Below are 17923 nucleotides of genomic sequence, written 5' to 3' on the forward strand. Positions count from 1 at the left end.
TTACATCCAGACATAAACGTAACAAATAATACGTCGCTGGAAAGACAACACACATCACTTAAGGAATGCATTGATGACAAAACCATCCGCATCACCCGGCTTTTTGCGTTTTATAACCAGCGGCAGCCTGGTTAAACAGATTTTGGTTGGGCTGATCCTGGGGATTCTGCTGGCCGTCGTTTCCAAACCGGCGGCTATTGCCGCAGGCCTGCTGGGAACGCTGTTCGTTGGCGCGCTGAAAGCCGTCGCACCGGTACTGGTACTCATGCTGGTTATGGCTTCGATTGCCAATCACCAGCAGGGGCAAAAAACCAATATTCGCCCGATTCTGTTCCTGTATCTGCTGGGAACCTTCGCCGCCGCGCTGACTGCGGTACTCTTTAGCTTCCTCTTCCCTTCTACGCTGCATCTCAGCGCCGCCGCAGAGGATATTGCCCCGCCTTCTGATATTGTGGAAGTGTTACGCGGGCTGCTGATGAGCATGGTGGCGAACCCAATAACAGCGCTGATGAATGCGAACTACATTGGTATCCTGGTATGGGCAGTCGGCTTAGGTTTTGCGCTGCGCCACGGTAATGACACCACCAAAAACCTGATTAACGATGTCTCCCATGCGGTAACCTTTATCGTCAAAGTGGTGATTCGTTTTGCGCCACTCGGGATCTTCGGTTTAGTCTCTTCGACGCTTGCCACTACTGGCTTTGAAACCCTGTGGGGTTATGCGCAGCTGCTGCTGGTATTGATCGGTTGTATGCTGCTGGTTGCGCTGGTGATTAACCCGCTGCTGGTCTTCTGGAAGATTCGCCGCAACCCATACCCGCTTGTCATGGCCTGCCTGCGTGAAAGCGGTGTATACGCCTTCTTTACCCGTAGCTCAGCTGCCAACATTCCGGTGAATATGGCGCTGTGTGAAAAGCTGAATCTGGACCGTGATACCTACTCCGTTTCCATTCCGCTTGGCGCCACGATCAACATGGCCGGTGCTGCCATTACCATCACCGTACTGACTCTGGCGGCAGTTCATACGCTTGGGATCCCGGTTGATTTGCCGACCGCGCTGCTGTTGAGCGTTGTGGCATCACTGTGCGCCTGTGGGGCATCCGGCGTTGCCGGTGGCTCGCTGCTGTTGATTCCATTGGCCTGCAATATGTTCGGTATTCCAAACGACATTGCCATGCAGGTCGTGGCTGTCGGCTTTATTATCGGCGTACTGCAGGACTCCTGTGAAACCGCACTCAACTCATCCACCGACGTGCTGTTCACCGCGGCAGCCTGCCAGGCAGAAGATGCTCGTCTGGAAAAGAACGCCCTGCGTAGCTAACCTATCAGCCCCTTCGCCATCAGGCGGAGGGGTTCTGTTCCTGAACTTTCTTCTCAACCTTGAACGGGTCAATCCCCTTACGCTGCATCCGCCAGAAGCGAATGATGTTCAGGCCGTTCATCACCAGGAAGCTGCCTTCAATCATCGTGCCGCCAATCGAGCCGAGCCAGAAGTTATGGATAACCCAGCACAGCGTGGAGCACCACATGACGCAGCGTACCGTCAGCCCTTTACAGCGGAACAGCGCCCAGGTACTGGCCACCGTGCCGGCAATCGGCAGCAGTTCCATGGCATGGTGCAGTTTGCTCAGTCCGAGGATTAGCGTTAGCGCGATAAAGACAAACATCACCCAGATCCGGCGCGTGTAGACCGAAATGATCGTTCGAATGACGTTTAGCTCCGCGCTCATCCCGGCGGGGATCGCGCCCATCAGGAAAAAGTGCACGCCGATGGTGGCGCTGTAGAGTGAAAGTTGAAACTTGAAGCGCCGTTCATCGCGGTTGATGAAGGTGGTGATCCCGATGATAAATGCCAGAACGCCAACGCCCTGGGCCAGCCAATACGCCGTCATGAGAGGTCCTTGTTAAACAGCATAAAAAAACGGCGTTTCAGACAATGAAACGCCGTTTTATCGTATCAGATCACATTTTTATTACAATGTGACGCCGCTCTTAAAGATAGCCAGCTCGCGGAAGTCATTGCGCTCGTTGCAGGTCTGCTTGCCGTTGGCGAAGTCGACGATAACGTCCACGAACTCTTCCAGCAGCTGAGGCATGGCTTTACCGTGAATCAGTTGGCCAGCATTGAAGTCGATCCAGTGTTTCTTCTTCTCAGCCAGTTCGCTGTTGGTGGCAATTTTAACCGTCGGCACGAAACCACCGTAAGGGGTACCGCGACCGGTACTGAACAGCACCATATGACAGCCCGCACCCGCCAGAGCGCTGGTGGCTACTGCATCGTTGCCCGGTGCGCTCAGCAGGTTCAGACCGTGCGTTTTCAGGCGTTCGCCGTAGCGCAGCACGTCAACCACTTTGCTGGAGCCCGCTTTCTGCGTGCAGCCCAGTGATTTGTCTTCCAGCGTCGTGATACCGCCCGCTTTGTTGCCCGGCGATGGGTTCTCGTAGATAGGCTGGTCATGGGCAATGAAGTACTGCTTGAAGTCATTGACCATGGTCACCAGCTTGCCGAAAGTCTCTTCGTCACGGCAATGGCTCATCAGCAGCTGCTCAGCACCGAACATTTCTGGTACTTCGGTCAGCACGGTGGTGCCGCCGTTGGCAATCACGTAGTCGGAGAAACGACCCAGCATCGGGTTGGCGGTAATACCGGACAGGCCGTCAGACCCACCGCATTCCAGACCAAACTTCAGCTCGCTCAGTTTACCCGGCTCGCGTTTGTCATTGCGTATCACGCTGTACAGCTGATGGAGATGTTCGATCCCGGCTTCCACTTCGTCTTCCTGGTGTTGGCAGACCATGAAGTGAACGCGCTCAGGATCGAACTCGCCAAGGGTTTCGCGGAAAGCGTCAACCTGGTTGTTTTCACAACCCAGGCCAACCACCAGCACCGCGCCCGCATTCGGGTGACGCACCATGTTTTGCAGCATGGTACGGGTATTAATGTGATCGTCACCGAGCTGTGAGCAACCGTAGGTGTGGCTGAAGAGGTGAACGCCATCGATACCTTCGGCATCGTTGGTCTCTTTCAGGAAACGGTTCTGCATCTGGCGAGCCATGGCGTTCACGCAGCCAACGGTCGGCAGGATCCAGATTTCGTTACGCACGCCCACATCACCGTTAGCACGGCGGTAAATCTGCACGTCACGATCGACGGGCTGAGCAACCTCGGCCTGGAAATCGGGTTGGTAGCTATACGTGTCCAGATCGCTGAGATTCGTGCGCGTGTTGTGAGCATGGATGTGCTCGCCCGCTGCCACATCCACCAGCGTATGGCCAATAGGTAAACCGTATTTAATGACGTTTTCACCCTTCGCGATGTCGCGTAAGGCGAATTTGTGGCCACGCGTTACCGCCTGACGCAGGGTAATCACCTGCCCATCAACGGTAACTTCGGTTCCTTCGGCCAAATCAGCGAGCGCTACCGCGACGTTATCCAGCGCATGGATCTTGATGTATTGCATACCAACCCCAGACTTTAGTTCAGTTCAATGGCGAAATAGTCACGCGCATTGTTAAAGCAAATGTTTTTCACCATCTCACCCAGCAGCTGGATATCGGCAGGCGCTTCGCCCGCGGCAACCCAGCGGCCAATCATCTGGCAAAGAATACGACGGAAGTATTCGTGACGGGTGTAAGACAGGAAGCTACGGCTATCGGTCAGCATGCCGACGAAGCGGCTCAGCAGGCCCAGCTGTGCCAGCTGAGTCATCTGACGTTCCATACCGTCTTTCTGATCGTTGAACCACCAGCCGGAACCGAACTGCATTTTGCCCGGCATGCCTTCACCCTGGAAGTTACCGATCATGGTGCCCAACACTTCGTTATCGCGTGGGTTCAGGCAGTACAGAATGGTTTTTGGCAGCAGGTTCTGTTCGTTCTGCTTGCTCAGCAGCTTAGACAGTTCTTCAGCCATTGGGCGGTCATTGATGGAGTCGAAGCCAACGTCCGCACCCAGCAGTTTGAACTGACGCAGGTTGTTATTACGCAGCGCGCCGATGTGGTACTGCTGTACCCATTCGCGACGTGCGTATTCTGCGCCCAGGAAGACCAGCACGGCGGTTTTGAACTGCGCAACTTCGTGCTCGCTCAGCGTTTCACCCGCCAGACGACGTGCCAGGATGCTGTCCAGTTCGCTTTCGTTAGATTCCGCGAACAGCACCACGTCCAGCGCGTGGTCGGACACTTTACAGCCGTGAGCGGCGAAGTGATCCAGACGCTTGGTCAGCGCGGTCTGCAGGTCAGCAAAACGGCGAATGTCGGTGTCAGACACTTCACCCAGTTTTGCCATGTAATCGTTGAAGGTGGCCAGCTCGATGTTGAAAGCTTTATCCGGGCGCCAGCTTGGCAGCACTTTCACGTCAAACGAACCGTCTTTGGCGACGGCTGCGTGGTGCTCCAGAGAATCGATTGGGTCATCAGTGGTGCCGACCATTTTCACATTCATCTGCTTCATGATGCCGCGCGCGGAGAATTTGTCCTGCGCCAGCAGCTCGTTGCACTCATCCCAGATTTCGCCAGCGGTAGACGGTGACAGCAGTTTACCGGTGATGCCGAATGGGCGACGCAGCTCGAGGTGAGTCCAGTGGTATAACGGGTTGCCGATGGTGTGCGGTACGGTTGCAGCCCACGCGTCAAACTTCTCGCGGTCAGACGCATCGCCGGTACACAGGCGTTCTGCTACGCCGTTAGTACGCATCGCGCGCCACTTGTAGTGGTCGCCTTTCAGCCAGATGTCATACAGATTTTTAAAACGATAGTCTTCAGCAACCTGCTGTGGCGGCAGGTGGCAGTGATAGTCGAAAATCGGCTGATCTTTTGCGTAGTCGTGGTACAGACGGCGAGCAAATTCGGTGTCTAACAGAAAATCTTCAGTCATGAACGGGGTCATTATCGTCTTCCTCTCAACGAGTGGGTCAGATGTTTATCTGTAATGCTGTCAAAGTTATCACACCAATTTCGTTCGACCGAAGATTTTTTCGTGAGTTAGATCAATAAACCTTGACAAAAAATGACAGAAAAAATGACGAAACACCCCTACAGGCCGCGCCACGCCTGGCCTGGTGTATCTACCCCTTTAACCGTACGGGAAATACCTCTTTTGTGACGGTATTCACCTTTTAAAGTTGTATGACAAGTTATCTTGCACCCCGTCGAAACACATTGAACGACGGAATGTAGTAGCCGTGGTCGATAAAGACACCTGATTGAGCGGTACGGATACCGAATTCAGCACGCGTACTTACTGGCAAGTTCGGGTCGTACCGGGAAGCATTACACCGGTAAGCCCCTTCGAGAATGACATCTTCCGGCAACACAGGAGGATGGCTGCAGGACTCGCAGTTATAACAACACGATGAGGTTTACATGCGTAAAATTAAAGGGTTACGTTGGTACATGATCGCACTGGTGACGATGGGCACCGTGCTGGGCTACCTGACACGTAATACCGTGGCGGCAGCAGCGCCAACTCTGATGGCTGAGCTGCACATTTCCACACAGCAATACTCTTACATCATCGCTGCTTACTCTGCAGCGTATACCGTGATGCAGCCGGTTGCCGGCTACGTTCTGGACATTCTGGGTACCAAAATCGGCTACGCCTTCTTCGCCGTTGCCTGGGCAGTTTTCTGCGGCGCGACTGCGCTGGCAGGCAGCTGGGGCGGTCTGGCCATCGCACGTGGTGCGGTAGGTGCTGCTGAAGCGGCCATGATCCCTGCGGGTCTGAAAGCGAGCTCCGAATGGTTCCCGGCTAAAGAGCGTTCTATTGCAGTAGGTTACTTTAACGTCGGTTCTTCTATCGGCGGCATGATTGCGCCACCGCTGGTTGTCTGGGCTATCGTGATGCACAGCTGGCAGATGGCGTTCATTATCTCCGGTGCGCTGAGCTTCATCTGGGCAATGTCCTGGCTCATCTTCTACAAACACCCACGCGATCAGAAAAAATTAACTGACGAAGAACGTGATTACATCATTGGTGGTCAGGAAGCACAGCACCAGACCAACAATGCGAAAAAAATGTCTCCATGGCAGATCATTCAGACCCGTCGCTTCTGGGGTATCGCCCTGCCGCGCTTCCTGGCTGAGCCAGCCTGGGGTACCTTTAACGCCTGGATCCCACTGTTCATGTTCAAAGTCTACGGCTTTGACCTGAAAGAAATCGCGATGTTTGCGTGGATGCCAATGCTGTTCGCTGACGTAGGTTGCGTACTGGGTGGCTACCTGCCGCCGCTGTTCCAGCGCTGGTTTGGCGTGAACCTGATTGTTTCTCGTAAAATGGTTGTCACCATGGGCGCACTGCTGATGATTGGCCCAGGGATGATCGGTCTGTTCACCAGCCCATACGTTGCTATCGCCCTGTTGTGCCTCGGTGGCTTCGCTCACCAGTCCCTGTCCGGTGCGCTGATTACGCTCTCTTCTGACGTCTTCGGTCGTAACGAAGTGGCCACCGCGAACGGTCTGACCGGTATGGCGGCGTGGATGGCGAGCACCATGTTTGCACTGGTTGTCGGTGCGCTGGCAGATACCATCGGCTTCAGCCCACTGTTTGCAGTCCTGGCTATCTTCGACCTGCTGGGTGCGCTGGTCATCTGGACCGTCCTGCAGAACAAGCAGGCTGACGACGGTGAGTCTGGCGCCAATCGCCCTACTCAACAGGCGACGCAAAACTAAACTGTAACGAATGTCTGTTTTCACAAAAGCCGCCTTGTTTCAGGCGGCTTTTTTCATGTCATAATATGGTTAGCTGCTCGTAAAAGTGGTATAACAAATTTAATCTGCCGTACCCTGCCTGGAGAGCATATGGAAATCGCCGACGCACGTCGCTTGTATCAGCAACTGGCCGCTGAGCTAAAAGAACGCATTGAGCAAGGCGTCTACCTTGTGGGCGATAAACTGCCTGCAGAGCGCTTTATTGCCGATGAAAAGAGCGTCAGCCGTACCGTTGTTCGCGAAGCCATCATTATGCTGGAAGTAGAAGGGTATGTTGAAGTCCGCAAAGGCTCCGGCATTCACGTCATTTCTAATCAGGCGAAATACCATCAGACCCCAGACGAGTCGCAAGAGTTTGCCAACTACGGCCCGTTTGAGCTGCTGCAGGCACGTCAGCTGATTGAGAGTAACATCGCGGAGTTTGCCGCCACCCAGGTCACCAAGCAGGACATCATGAAGCTGATGGAGATCCAGGAAAAGGCGCGCCAGGAAAAATGCTTCCGTGATTCAGAGTGGGATCTCCAGTTCCACGTGCAGGTTGCTCTGGCAACACAGAACACCGCCCTTGCCGCTATTGTCGAAAAAATGTGGACCCAGCGCGTACACAACCCATACTGGAAAAAACTCCACGACCATATCGATGCCCGTACCGTCGACAACTGGTGTGACGATCACGACCAGATTCTGAAAGCGCTGATTCGCAAAGATCCTCACGCTGCGAAAATTGCTATGTGGCAGCACCTGGAAAACACCAAGCTGATGCTGTTCAACGAAACCAGCGATGATTTCGAATTCAACGCCGACCGCTATCTGTTTGCCGAAAACCCAGTCGTTCACCTCGATACGGTCGCTATCGGCGGCAAATAATCGCGCGGTCCTCTTTCCAGGGCTTACCCGACATTTCGCGTGGGTAAGCCTTTGTAAATCCCCTAGCCACTCCCCGCTCGAAAACGCAAAATCGAACTGCAACAAATTGCAATTTCTATGACGTAAAACCACGTCATTTGTTACAATTGCATGCAATTTGCCTTTTTGTTGTTCAGCAATAGATTATTTCGCCAAAACAGGGACTGTTCAGCGCGTATTTACCGCGATGCTATTAAAATAGAAACAAGAGAAGACCGTCGCAGCGCGTTCAGGCATTACGTTAATCGATGTACCAGGAATCGTGAATGGAACTATTAACCCAACTCTTAAATGCCTTGTGGAGCCAGGATTTCGAAACCCTCGCTAATCCGTCCATGATCGGCATGCTCTATTTTGTCTTATTTATGATTCTGTTCCTTGAGAACGGTTTGCTGCCTGCCGCATTTTTACCGGGCGATAGCCTGCTGGTACTGGTCGGTGTACTCATTGCCAAAGGCGCGATGGGCTTCCCACAAACGGTGATTCTGCTTACCGTTGCCGCAAGCCTTGGCTGCTGGCTTAGCTATATTCAGGGCAAATGGCTTGGCAATACGCGTATCGTTCAGAACTGGCTTTCGCACCTTCCCGCCCACTACCACCAGCGCGCGCACCATCTGTTTCATAAACACGGGCTTTCCGCGCTACTGATTGGCCGCTTTATCGCCTTCGTGCGTACCCTGCTGCCGACCATTGCCGGGATCTCCGGTCTGAACAACGCGCGCTTCCAGTTCTTCAACTGGATGAGCGGCCTGCTGTGGGTGCTGATTCTGACCACCCTTGGCTACCTGCTGGGTAAAACACCGGTATTCCAGAAGTACGAAGACGCGCTGATGTCTTGCCTGATGCTGCTGCCAGTGGTACTGCTGGTTGTTGGCCTGATAGGCTCACTGGCCGTCGTGTGGAAGAAGAAATACGGTAATCGAGGGTAACTATGGTGCCAAACCGTATTCTGCTACGTCGATTTACCCTTAGCCTGGGCATGGTGCTGATGCTTTGCATCCTGCTCTGGCTGTGGGCTGCGCTTCAGCGCGAAGAGTCTACGCTTGCCATTCGCCCTATCAACCAGGCGAGCATGCCAGATGGTTTTTCCATCTCTCACCATCTGGATGCTAACGGCATTCGTTTTAAGAGCATCACCCCGAAGGATGATGCGCTGCTGATTACCTTTGAGTCCAGTGAACAGAGCGCCGCGGCAAAGCGCGTACTGGATAACAGCCTGCCGCATGTCTACGTGATAGCGCTGCAGGATGAAGATAACAACCCGGCAAGCTGGCTGTCTCTTCTTCGTGATACCTCGCATCGATTTGGCTAGCCACTTCCAGGAATCCGAATAATTTCACCAGCTTTGGTGATTTTGTATTTTCGTTACTATGCTTAGTATTGTGGGTGACGCAACGGCGTTGCTCACAGACCGGAACAGTACATGCTCGATGTACTATGCACAATGGAAGGTTCATACATGAAATACCGCATCGTTCTTGCCCTTGCTCTCGCGTCTCTCAGTGCGAGCGCAGCAGCAACATCACTGTGTCAGGAAAAAGAGCAGGACATTCAGCGCGAGATTGGCTATGCCGAGAAGCATAACAATCAGAACCGTATCGACGGCCTGAAAAAGGCGTTGAGCGAAGTCCAGGCACACTGTACTGACAGCAAGCTTCGCGCCGATCATCAGGAAAAAATTGCCGAACAAAAGGATGAAGTTCGCGAGCGCGAGCAGGATCTGAAGGAAGCAAAACAGAAAGGCGATGCGGACAAAGTGGCGAAACGCGCACATAAGCTGCAGGAAGCCAAGAAAGAACTTAACGCGCTGGAATCCCGCGCATATTGAGTGGAAATACTTACAGGAGAGATACGATGGCTAAAGATACGACATCAGATCAATTACGCGCAGAGCTGAAAGCCCTGTCCGATACTCTGGAAGAGGTCCTGAATGCTTCCACCGACAAGTCCAAAGAGGAGATGAGCAAGCTGCGTAGTAAAGCGGAAAGCGCGCTGAAAGAGAGCCGTGACCGCCTGGGCGAAGCAGGTGAAGTCTTATCTAAGCAGACACGTGAAGCGGCGGCCAAAGCCGATGGCTACGTGCGTGAAAACCCATGGACCGGCGTCGGTATTGGTGCAGCCGTCGGGCTGGTACTGGGCGTTCTGCTGGCGCGTCGTTAAGCATGAGCGATTCTCACCAGGCGCAGGGGCCGGGAAAAAACATTCTCGGCATTGGCCAGCGCATTGTTACCCTCGTGGTTCAGATGGTCGAAACGCGGCTGCGCTTAGCGGTCGTGGAGCTGGAAGAGGAGAAGGCAAACCTCATTCAGCTCCTGTTAATGGCAGGGCTTACCCTGCTGTTTACCGCTTTCGGCCTAATGAGCCTGTTGGTGCTGATAATGTGGGCCGTTGACCCACAGTATCGCCTCATCGTCATGGTAGCGACTACCGCGACGCTGTTGCTCCTCGCTATCGTTGGCGGAATATGGACGCTTCGCAAAGCACGTCGCTCAACGCTGTTACGCCATACTCGCCACGAGTTGGCCAACGATCGCACCCTGCTGGAGGATAATGAACCATGAGTCCACGACAGGAACGAGAAGCACGCAAAGCGTATCTGCTACGGCAAATTCAGCAGCAGCGGCTGGACCTTAGCGCCAGCCGTCGCGACTGGCTGGACGCCACCCAACCCTACGATCGCGGCTGGAGCAAGCTTGTCAGTTTGCGTTCGTGGTTCATGGTCGCCAGCAGCGCCATGGCGGTAGTTTCACTGCGTCATCCGCGCTTTCTGGTGCGCTGGGCCCGCCGCGGCGTGGGTATCTGGAGCACCTGGCGCATGGTCAGGAATATCGCGCGTAAATCCTTTTAATCGTTCGCCGTCCCGATTTCCCCACTGCCATACATCATTGCTCAGATTCTTTGAAGAACTTCAACAGTTTTCCTTGCTAACAATTGTTATACGTCACAGTTATATTTCTCTCCATCGACAGCAGCTACGCGCTATCAGCGTGTAAATGCTCAATAAAATGGTTTAACTGCCCGCAAGGTTCTCTGGAGAGAAAGATGAAAAAATTAGAAGATATTGGTTTCCTGGTCGCACGTATTCTGATGCCGATTCTGTTTATCACCGCTGGCTGGGGCAAAATCACCGGGTATGCGGGTACGCAGCAGTATATGGAAGCAATGGGTGTCCCTGGTTTCCTGCTGCCACTGACCATTCTGCTTGAGTTTGGCGGCGGTCTGGCGATTCTGTTCGGTTTCCTGACTCGCACCACCGCGCTGTTCACTGCAGGTTTCACCCTGCTGACCGCCTTCATCTTCCACAGCAACTTTGCTGAAGGCGTGAACTCGCTGATGTTTATGAAAAACCTGACCATCGCTGGCGGCTACCTGCTGCTGGGTATCACCGGTCCAGGCGCATTCAGCATCGACCGCGTGCTGAATAAAAAGTGGTAAGAACGCACTATACTGAATGAATAAAAAAGCGAGGAGACATCTCCTCGCTTTTGCTATCTGGAGGAGCACATCATGGGACAATTGATCGATGGCGTCTGGCAAGACGTCTGGTATGACACCAAATCCACCGGTGGACGTTTCCAGCGTTCAGTTTCTGCATTTCGCAACTGGCTGACTGCCGACGGCGAGCCCGGCCCTACCGGCAACGGCGGTTTTGCCGCTGAAAAAGATCGCTATCACCTGTACGTCTCTCTTGCCTGTCCGTGGGCGCACCGCACGCTTATCCTGCGTAAGCTCAAAGGACTGGAACCGTTCATCTCCGTATCCGTCGTCAACCCGCTGATGCTGGAAAACGGCTGGACCTTCGATGCCGATTTCCCGGCCGCAACGGGCGATACGCTTTACCAGCATCAATTCCTGTATCAGCTCTATCAGCATGCCGATTCCACCTACTCCGGGCGCGTAACCGTGCCGGTACTGTGGGATAAAAAGAATCAGACCATCGTCAGCAACGAATCTGCAGAGATCATTCGCATGTTCAATACTGCGTTTGATGCGCTGGGCGCCAAAGCGGGCGATTACTATCCAGCCGCGCTGCGCGATCAGATTGATGAGCTGAACAGCTGGATCTACGACACGGTGAACAACGGGGTCTATAAAGCCGGTTTTGCCACCAGCCAGGCAGCCTATGATGAAGCCGTTGATAAGGTCTTTAGCTCGCTGGATCGCCTGGAAACGATCCTCGGTCAGCATCGCTACCTGACCGGTAATCAGCTGACCGAAGCCGATATTCGCCTGTGGACGACGCTTATCCGCTTCGATCCGGTCTACGTGACCCACTTCAAGTGCGATAAGCATCGCATCAGCGATTACCTGAACCTGCACGGCTTCCTACGCGATATCTACCAGATGCCGGGCATTGCGGAAACCGTCGACTTCGACCATATCCGCAACCACTACTTCCGCAGCCACAAAACCATTAACCCGACCGGGATTATCTCCATCGGGCCATGGCAGGATCTAGACGAACCACACGGCCGCGACGAACGTTTCCGCTAAACCCATTGGGCATCGGTCCTCGATGCCCAATTAATTTCACATCATCAATATTTACCACTTTTTCATTCACGACTATCCTTAGCTTGATCGCTTAAAAAACAAGTGATTAATGATCAACTGAGGCATAAAAATGGATTGGTATCTCAACGTTCTACGTAATTACATTGGATTTGGTGGCCGCGCTCGTCGCAAAGAGTATTGGATGTTCATTCTGGTGAACGTCATTTTGACGGCAGTGCTGAGCGTGGTGGATAAGATGCTGGGCTGGCAGCGCGCTGGCGGCGAAGGGATCCTCACCACCATTTACGGCATTCTGGTTTTTCTTCCGTGGTGGGCAGTGCAGTTCCGCCGACTGCATGACACCGATCGCTCGGCGTGGTGGCTGCTCCTGCTGTTGATTCCGGTGATTGGCTGGCTGGTGATTATTATCTTTAACTGCCAGAACGGAACGCCAGGCAACAACCGTTTTGGACCGGATCCGAAACGCCTTTCCTGATCCCAGCGTCGCTTCACTCGTCCGGGCTACCAGCAAAATGTAGCCCGGACGAGGTGCAAAGCACCGACTCCGGGGTTTATTTCGCGGTTAGCAGCTTTTGGATCTCACGCAGACACCAGGACTTCGCTTCGCCCATGCTGTCACGGCGCCAGGCCATGATGATATCAATTTCGCTGGTATATTCCGGGCTCACCACGCGTAAGCGACCTTGGGCGATATCCTCTTCAACCATCGGATACGGCATCGTTGCGACCCCCAAACCGGCTAACAGCGCCTGACGTTTTTCTTCCATCGACGTGACCGTCAAACGCGGCTGCTTATCCAGCAACTGTACCGTCAGCACCGGACGTTCGCGAGCGGTGTCGGCAATCGCCACGCCGCGATACTTCACGCGCGTGACTTCCGACAGCGGCTCGGCTTCCTGATGAATAGGATGATCCGGCGCGGCCACATAAACGTTCATTACCGAATAAAGTTTACGGGAGTTAATCTCCGTCGATGAGCGGAAATGCATATCCGGCGCAATCACGATATCCGCTCGACCCTGCTCCAGGCGCTCCCAGGCGCCCGCCAGCACTTCGGTAATGATCGACAGCTGAGTATTAGATTTGGTCGCGAGTTTTTCCACCAGCGGGAACAGCGTCGAAGTTGGGATCAGCGCCTCTGCCACGATGGTGAGGTGGGTTTCCCAGCCTCGGGCCAGCGCTTCGGCATCGGTGGTCAGCTTGTCAGCGGCTTCCAGCAGAACGCGACCGCGTTCCAGCAGCATACGCCCCACGTTAGTGAATTTTGTTCGATGACCCGAACGGTCAAACAACACCACGTCCAGCTCTTCTTCCAGTTTTTGCATGGTGTAGCTCAATGCCGAAGGCACGCGACCAAGCTCATCAGCCGCGGCGGCAAAGCTCCCGCGTCTATCAATCGCGTCCATTACTCGTAGTGCTTCTAGCGTCAGCGCTCTCTCTTTGGCCATAGCGTGCTCATTCAGTAAATTTGAACATACCGGGCAGAATATCTGGCTAACAATGCAGCGTCCATACCTTTACCATTGATTTAGTGTAAAGGAGGGTCAAGAAGATGATTACCACAAGAACAGCGAAACAGTGCGGACAGGCAGACTTCGGTTGGCTGCAGGCTCGCTATACCTTCTCTTTTGGACACTACTTTGATCCGAAGCTGCTGGGCTACGCCTCACTGCGCGTGTTGAATCAGGAAGTGCTCGCACCGGGAGCCGCCTTCCAGCCACGCACCTATCCAAAAGTCGATATCCTGAATATCATCCTGGAAGGTGAAGCGGAGTACCGCGATAGCGAAGGCCATCATATTCATGCCAAAGCCGGCGAAGCGCTGCTGATTGCCACGCAGCAAGGCGTGAGCTACAGCGAGCATAATCTGAGTAAAGACAAGCCGTTAACCCGGATGCAAATCTGGCTCGACGCCTGCCCAGAACGCGAAAATTCGCGCGTGCAGAAGATCAAACTGAAAGAGACGAACCACCAACTGTTAGCCTCCCCGGACGGCAGCCAGCATAGTTTACAGCTGCGTCAGCAGGTATGGTTGCACCATATTGAGCTGGCGAAAGGTGAGCAGGTAAGCCTGCAGCTGCACGGGCCGCGTGCCTATTTGCAGTCGATTCATGGTACGGTTCATGCGCTGGCGCACGAGGCTGAGAAGCAGTCTCTGACCTGCGGCGATGGGGCATTTATCCGCGATGAGAGCAATATCACACTCGTAGCTGATACCCCGCTGCGCGCTTTGCTGATAGATTTACCGGTGTAACGATTTTCAGGGACACCGAAGACACTATGAGTAAGCGAAACAACAAGAAGCAGCACAAGGCCGTCGTCGTCAACGCACCACAGCCGGTCATCGCGCCTAAAACGTTTGGTTTTGAAGAGATGCTGAACGAGCTCGAAGCAATCGTTTGTGAAGCAGAGCGTCATCAGGAAGAAGAACACGCTGCCTGAGAAAGTGCCCCGGCCAGAAACCGGGGCTATTTTTTTACGCGAGCTTGCTCGCCATAATCTGAATCACCTGTTTGTCCGTCTGCTGCATAGAGTCACAGGCCAGCGAGCAGAGGTTGCTAATCGACTGTTCCACGTCGTTCGCCACAATCCCCTCATTTCCCGTTACCGCCGTTTCATCCAGTGCCATCAGCACCGCTTTCCACGCCGACGACACGCTGGTCGAGACTTTCATCGCGCAGCTGTTGGACGCGCCATCGCAGATAATGCCGCTCACATCGCCAATCATGCTGCTGATGGCCATTGAGATGCTGCGATAGCTGCCATCGATAAGCCAGCAGATACCGGCCGCCGCTCCCATCGAGGCCGTGGTGGCCGCGCAGAGCGCCGACAACATCGGCAGTTGGTGATGAATATAGATAGCCGTCAGGTGCGAGAGAATCAGCCCGCGGGCCATTTTCTCCTGGGAACAGCCCAGATGTTCCGCCACCACCACCACCGGCATGGTGGCAGCAATGCCCTGATTCCCCGAGCCCGAGTTGCTCATGGCAGGCAGGCAAGCGCCGCCCATGCGCGCATCCGAGGCCGCCGAGGTGCGAATAATAATGTCGCTCAGCAGATCTTTTGCCAGCAGCCCGCGCTCACGCTGACGTTGCAGGGTCGCGCCAATATGCAGACCGTACGGCGCACGCAGACCTTCGTGGGAGAGCGCGCTGTTCAGCAATGCCGCATCGAGAATAAAGCTAATTTTCTCAAACGGCACCTGCTCGGCAAACTCAACAACCTGCTGCAGCGTGACGTGTTCAAGCGAGGTGGCTTGCTCCTCCTCTGCTCCCTCGCAATTGCTGGCATCCAGCAGCGTCACGCCATTTTTCACGATGCGAATGACGCGTGTATGACCGCCAGCAATGGTCACCGTGGCCGATTCGTCGAGAGTATGAACCGTTGCGCTGGCGTACAACACGTCATCGCACGGGTCTTCCATGGTCACCGACACTTTACCGCTGGCCAGCAGAACCTTGGCCGCCGTAATATCCTCCACCGACGCGCCCTTCAAGACCTCTAACCCAGCCTGTGCATCACCGCCCAGCGCACCCAGCGCGGCGGCAATCGGCAAGCCAACCATTCCCGTGCCCGGTACGGTAACGCCCATGCCGTTTTTCATCAGGTTTGGCGATACCTTAGCCTCAATATGGCTGATACGCCCCGCCAGGTGAGAAGCCGCAATCGCGCTTGCCAGCGCCAGCGAGACCGGCTCGGTGCAGCCCATTGCGGGCTTCACATTCTGTTTTACCGCCAGAATCATATCGTCCCACAGCGGATTCATTGTTACTTCAACCATATTCGTTACCACGCGTAAATCAGGAGAATGCCAGGAATGGAGAGACGCAGAGCAGCAGGCCGGTAATGATGATAATCACCAGCGAGACGCCTTTGTATTTGTGTAGCGCCGGAACTTTGTAAACCAGCCAGGCCGGAATCAGGCAACCCACCATGCCGAAAATCGGGCTACAGATAGAGGTGAAGCTCAGCACCGGCGCATTGAGCACAATGGCGCTCCAGGCCAGCAGGATGGCGAAGATCATAATCCCGCGCTGAACCAGCTTCTGATTGATTTTGTCTTCCGGCATTTTGCGGCGCAGCAGGTTGATAACAATCCCCTGCGTTGCTTCGCGAAAGCCCAGATAAACGCCAAAGAACGCGGTCATCACGGCAAAGATATTGAGAATGACGCTCACCACGGTGACCCACGCACCCGCGCTGCCGTTAATAAACTGGGCGGCAATCGCCAGCGCCGAGATGTTCTGCTCATAGGCTTTCACCGCTTCATCGTGGCCCATCGCCAGCGTAAAGGAGACGGCGTAGAAGAAGACCACCACGAACAGAATACCGAAGGCAATGTTCATCGCCCGCAGCGCTTTGTGGCGCGCCACTTCGCGGGATTTCTCCTTTGAGCGATAAGAGATAACCATCGGGCTCAGGGTCTGAATAAACAGGATAGAGGTCAGGGTAAATGGCAGCGTAATGATGGCGTTTTTAATCAGCAAACCCATCGGCGGCAGCGTGCCGGCGTTGTACAGATGCCACATCCCCACCATCGATACACCCAGCGCCGCCACGACCAGCAGCTTAGTCAGCACCATAAGGCTGGAGACTTTAAACAGCAGCTTTTCACCGCGCGACGAAATGGCCACCAGCACGCAGATAAGCACCAGACCATAGAATGGGTTTTCCGAGAGCAGCCCATCGGTGACGCCGAAAGTATGCAGATAAGAGGCGCTGTCGTTGGTAATCGCCGTGGAGTAAACGAACATCCAGATAACCAACATGATGAAGTAGAGCGCGCCAAGCAAGATCCCCCAGTTTTTGCCGAGGTAGCCGCTGATAACGCTCGGGTAGTCTTTACACTCCGGTGATTCAGCAAGCGTATTAATAAACAGACGCTGGAACAGGTACATCGCCGGGTAGCCGACGATCGAGGAGAGCAGGAAGACCCACAGCCCCATCAGGCCAACCTGAACGGGTAAGAACACGATCCCCGCCCCGATAGCCATCCCGATACTCATAATGACCCAGCCAACGTCGGTACTGTCGAATTTTATTGCCTCCTGCCATTCACTTTCTGACATGCCCGCTCGAGCGGCCGCAGACGACGTCTGTGCGGGTGCAACTGAGATTGTTTCCATAACAAATTCTCACTCTTAGTGTGTAGGGGTTTATTGTTTTATTACAGTTTGATGTTCCGGATAGTCCGAATATTACAGGCTTATTCACTGCCTTTTTTAGAGTAAGAAAATGATAACGCGGGTTCAGGAGAAAAAGCTTGCAACTCTTTACGTAGGGAAACGCTGAAAATAGAAAATATTCCTATGATTAGCGCAAAATTAACCAATGTATTTCTCTTTTACTAATAAAAGAGAGATTTCGGTGGTTTTTGCTTTCGAATGGATAATTATAATTAATTGTTTTTTAAGTAATTTTAACTTGATAATGATTTCTGAGACGTTGAGCGCTGCGAAGGTTTTGTGAGATAGCACAACGCGCCATGTTAATAAGATGTGACGTTAAAGAAAGGCAAAAAATGATGGCTATCACACCAACGCCTCGATTTAGTGAATAACTCCATTGTTTGTATGGATATGGTAAACAATCAGAATATTACGCTACGATGCAGCGCGTGCTTTGCCAGATGCTGAAAAGCAAAAACCCCGCCGAGGCGGGGTTTTCTTTAAAGAGTGAAACTGACCGATAAGCCGGGTTCTGTCGTGGACAGTCATTCATCTAGGCCAGCAATCGCTCACTGGCTCAAGCAGCCTACCCGGGTTCAGTACGGGCCGTACCTTATGAACCCCTA

20 protein-coding genes are annotated in these 17923 nt (G+C 53.8%); 14 read left to right on the top strand and 6 right to left on the bottom strand.

What is annotated here, in order from left to right; translation table 11 throughout:
* The first annotated feature begins 73 nt into the window (after positions 1 to 73).
* Positions 74 to 1321 (top strand): serine/threonine transporter SstT, encoded by a 1248-nt coding sequence (gene sstT / locus RDN66_RS22385; RefSeq protein ID WP_202217146.1) that lies wholly within the window; start codon positions 74 to 76, stop codon positions 1319 to 1321.
* Positions 1322 to 1340: 19 nt separating this feature from the next.
* On the opposite strand, the gene RDN66_RS22390 is transcribed toward sstT, so the two are convergent.
* The 3 genes from RDN66_RS22390 to uxaC all read right to left on the bottom strand — a co-directional run bounded on the left by RDN66_RS22390 (position 1341) and on the right by uxaC (position 4888).
* Positions 1341 to 1892, bottom strand: coding sequence for a YgjV family protein (locus RDN66_RS22390; protein ID WP_123652317.1), 552 nt, complete (start codon positions 1890 to 1892; stop codon positions 1341 to 1343).
* Positions 1893 to 1973: 81 nt separating this feature from the next.
* Positions 1974 to 3461, bottom strand: coding sequence for a UxaA family hydrolase (locus RDN66_RS22395; RefSeq protein WP_035896425.1), 1488 nt, complete (start codon positions 3459 to 3461; stop codon positions 1974 to 1976).
* A gap of 14 nt (positions 3462 to 3475) precedes the next feature.
* Complete coding sequence (gene uxaC, locus RDN66_RS22400) at positions 3476 to 4888, bottom strand: glucuronate isomerase (RefSeq protein ID WP_202217145.1); 1413 nt, start codon at positions 4886 to 4888, stop codon at positions 3476 to 3478.
* Between the two features lie 476 nt (positions 4889 to 5364).
* Here uxaC and RDN66_RS22405 point away from each other — a divergent pair, with 476 nt between their 5' ends.
* From RDN66_RS22405 to RDN66_RS22455, 11 genes are all read left to right on the top strand, one after another.
* Positions 5365 to 6669 carry an MFS transporter gene (locus RDN66_RS22405; RefSeq protein WP_123652320.1) on the top strand — a complete coding sequence of 435 codons (1305 nt, stop codon included), beginning with the start codon at positions 5365 to 5367 and terminating at the stop codon, positions 6667 to 6669.
* Between the two features lie 129 nt (positions 6670 to 6798).
* Positions 6799 to 7575, top strand: a complete 777-nt coding sequence (gene exuR, locus RDN66_RS22410; protein ID WP_035896422.1) for a transcriptional regulator ExuR — start codon at positions 6799 to 6801, stop codon at positions 7573 to 7575.
* A gap of 305 nt (positions 7576 to 7880) precedes the next feature.
* Positions 7881 to 8543, top strand: a complete 663-nt coding sequence (yqjA, locus tag RDN66_RS22415; protein ID WP_185667873.1) for a DedA family general envelope maintenance protein YqjA — start codon at positions 7881 to 7883, stop codon at positions 8541 to 8543.
* A 2-nt stretch (positions 8544 to 8545) separates the two neighbouring features.
* Complete coding sequence (gene mzrA, locus RDN66_RS22420; protein ID WP_202217144.1) at positions 8546 to 8926, top strand: EnvZ/OmpR regulon moderator MzrA; 381 nt, start codon at positions 8546 to 8548, stop codon at positions 8924 to 8926.
* A 147-nt stretch (positions 8927 to 9073) separates the two neighbouring features.
* Positions 9074 to 9442 carry a DUF1090 domain-containing protein gene (locus RDN66_RS22425; RefSeq protein WP_035896419.1) on the top strand — a complete coding sequence of 123 codons (369 nt, stop codon included), beginning with the start codon at positions 9074 to 9076 and terminating at the stop codon, positions 9440 to 9442.
* A 26-nt stretch (positions 9443 to 9468) separates the two neighbouring features.
* Positions 9469 to 9774, top strand: coding sequence for a YqjD family protein (locus tag RDN66_RS22430; RefSeq protein WP_308538194.1), 306 nt, complete (start codon positions 9469 to 9471; stop codon positions 9772 to 9774).
* Between the two features lie 2 nt (positions 9775 to 9776).
* Positions 9777 to 10175, top strand: a complete 399-nt coding sequence (locus RDN66_RS22435) for a phage holin family protein (protein WP_202217143.1) — start codon at positions 9777 to 9779, stop codon at positions 10173 to 10175.
* Positions 10172 to 10462, top strand: coding sequence for a YqjK-like family protein (locus RDN66_RS22440; RefSeq protein WP_123652323.1), 291 nt, complete (start codon positions 10172 to 10174; stop codon positions 10460 to 10462). The genes RDN66_RS22435 and RDN66_RS22440 overlap by 4 nt, the downstream gene beginning before the upstream one ends.
* A gap of 194 nt (positions 10463 to 10656) precedes the next feature.
* Positions 10657 to 11049, top strand: coding sequence for a DoxX family protein (locus tag RDN66_RS22445; protein WP_035896415.1), 393 nt, complete (start codon positions 10657 to 10659; stop codon positions 11047 to 11049).
* Positions 11050 to 11121: 72 nt separating this feature from the next.
* A complete protein-coding gene (locus tag RDN66_RS22450; protein ID WP_035896414.1) occupies positions 11122 to 12108 on the top strand; it encodes a glutathione S-transferase family protein in 987 nt (328 codons plus the stop codon).
* 130 nt (positions 12109 to 12238) lie between these two features.
* A complete protein-coding gene (locus RDN66_RS22455) occupies positions 12239 to 12604 on the top strand; it encodes a DUF805 domain-containing protein (RefSeq protein ID WP_035896413.1) in 366 nt (121 codons plus the stop codon).
* Between the two features lie 76 nt (positions 12605 to 12680).
* On the opposite strand, the gene RDN66_RS22460 is transcribed toward RDN66_RS22455, so the two are convergent.
* A complete protein-coding gene (locus tag RDN66_RS22460) occupies positions 12681 to 13577 on the bottom strand; it encodes a LysR family transcriptional regulator (protein ID WP_035896412.1) in 897 nt (298 codons plus the stop codon).
* 104 nt (positions 13578 to 13681) lie between these two features.
* Here RDN66_RS22460 and RDN66_RS22465 point away from each other — a divergent pair, with 104 nt between their 5' ends.
* Together RDN66_RS22465 and RDN66_RS22470 are read left to right on the top strand one after the other, a co-directional pair.
* Complete coding sequence (locus tag RDN66_RS22465) at positions 13682 to 14383, top strand: pirin family protein (protein WP_035896411.1); 702 nt, start codon at positions 13682 to 13684, stop codon at positions 14381 to 14383.
* Between the two features lie 26 nt (positions 14384 to 14409).
* Positions 14410 to 14571, top strand: coding sequence for a hypothetical protein (locus tag RDN66_RS22470; RefSeq protein ID WP_167540424.1), 162 nt, complete (start codon positions 14410 to 14412; stop codon positions 14569 to 14571).
* A 34-nt stretch (positions 14572 to 14605) separates the two neighbouring features.
* On the opposite strand, the gene RDN66_RS22475 is transcribed toward RDN66_RS22470, so the two are convergent.
* Entirely contained in the window at positions 14606 to 15910 is a 1305-nt protein-coding gene (locus RDN66_RS22475; protein WP_202217141.1) for a serine dehydratase subunit alpha family protein, read from the bottom strand.
* Positions 15911 to 15929: 19 nt separating this feature from the next.
* The gene (locus tag RDN66_RS22480; protein WP_308538195.1) at positions 15930 to 17255 is read right to left on the bottom strand and encodes a hypothetical protein; all 1326 of its coding nucleotides are present in this window, start codon (positions 17253 to 17255) and stop codon (positions 15930 to 15932) included.
* Between the last annotated feature and the right edge of the window lie 668 nt (positions 17256 to 17923).

This window comes from uncultured Kluyvera sp., assembly GCF_902485085.1.
Taxonomy (GTDB): Bacteria; Pseudomonadota; Gammaproteobacteria; order Enterobacterales; family Enterobacteriaceae; genus Kluyvera; species Kluyvera ascorbata.

Coding starts and splice junctions, on each gene's coding strand:
- uxaC (WP_202217145.1), bottom strand. CDS start 4,888: ATGACCCCGTTCATGACTGAAGATTTTCTGTTAGACACCGAATTTGCT.
- RDN66_RS22450 (WP_035896414.1), top strand. CDS start 11,122: ATGGGACAATTGATCGATGGCGTCTGGCAAGACGTCTGGTATGACACC.
- RDN66_RS22435 (WP_202217143.1), top strand. CDS start 9,777: ATGAGCGATTCTCACCAGGCGCAGGGGCCGGGAAAAAACATTCTCGGC.
- RDN66_RS22445 (WP_035896415.1), top strand. CDS start 10,657: ATGAAAAAATTAGAAGATATTGGTTTCCTGGTCGCACGTATTCTGATG.
- RDN66_RS22425 (WP_035896419.1), top strand. CDS start 9,074: ATGAAATACCGCATCGTTCTTGCCCTTGCTCTCGCGTCTCTCAGTGCG.
- RDN66_RS22430 (WP_308538194.1), top strand. CDS start 9,469: ATGGCTAAAGATACGACATCAGATCAATTACGCGCAGAGCTGAAAGCC.
- RDN66_RS22460 (WP_035896412.1), bottom strand. CDS start 13,577: ATGGCCAAAGAGAGAGCGCTGACGCTAGAAGCACTACGAGTAATGGAC.
- sstT (WP_202217146.1), top strand. CDS start 74: ATGACAAAACCATCCGCATCACCCGGCTTTTTGCGTTTTATAACCAGC.
- yqjA (WP_185667873.1), top strand. CDS start 7,881: ATGGAACTATTAACCCAACTCTTAAATGCCTTGTGGAGCCAGGATTTC.
- RDN66_RS22390 (WP_123652317.1), bottom strand. CDS start 1,892: ATGACGGCGTATTGGCTGGCCCAGGGCGTTGGCGTTCTGGCATTTATC.
- RDN66_RS22470 (WP_167540424.1), top strand. CDS start 14,410: ATGAGTAAGCGAAACAACAAGAAGCAGCACAAGGCCGTCGTCGTCAAC.
- RDN66_RS22465 (WP_035896411.1), top strand. CDS start 13,682: ATGATTACCACAAGAACAGCGAAACAGTGCGGACAGGCAGACTTCGGT.
- RDN66_RS22405 (WP_123652320.1), top strand. CDS start 5,365: ATGCGTAAAATTAAAGGGTTACGTTGGTACATGATCGCACTGGTGACG.
- mzrA (WP_202217144.1), top strand. CDS start 8,546: ATGGTGCCAAACCGTATTCTGCTACGTCGATTTACCCTTAGCCTGGGC.
- RDN66_RS22480 (WP_308538195.1), bottom strand. CDS start 17,255: ATGGAAACAATCTCAGTTGCACCCGCACAGACGTCGTCTGCGGCCGCT.
- RDN66_RS22395 (WP_035896425.1), bottom strand. CDS start 3,461: ATGCAATACATCAAGATCCATGCGCTGGATAACGTCGCGGTAGCGCTC.
- exuR (WP_035896422.1), top strand. CDS start 6,799: ATGGAAATCGCCGACGCACGTCGCTTGTATCAGCAACTGGCCGCTGAG.
- RDN66_RS22440 (WP_123652323.1), top strand. CDS start 10,172: ATGAGTCCACGACAGGAACGAGAAGCACGCAAAGCGTATCTGCTACGG.
- RDN66_RS22455 (WP_035896413.1), top strand. CDS start 12,239: ATGGATTGGTATCTCAACGTTCTACGTAATTACATTGGATTTGGTGGC.
- RDN66_RS22475 (WP_202217141.1), bottom strand. CDS start 15,910: ATGGTTGAAGTAACAATGAATCCGCTGTGGGACGATATGATTCTGGCG.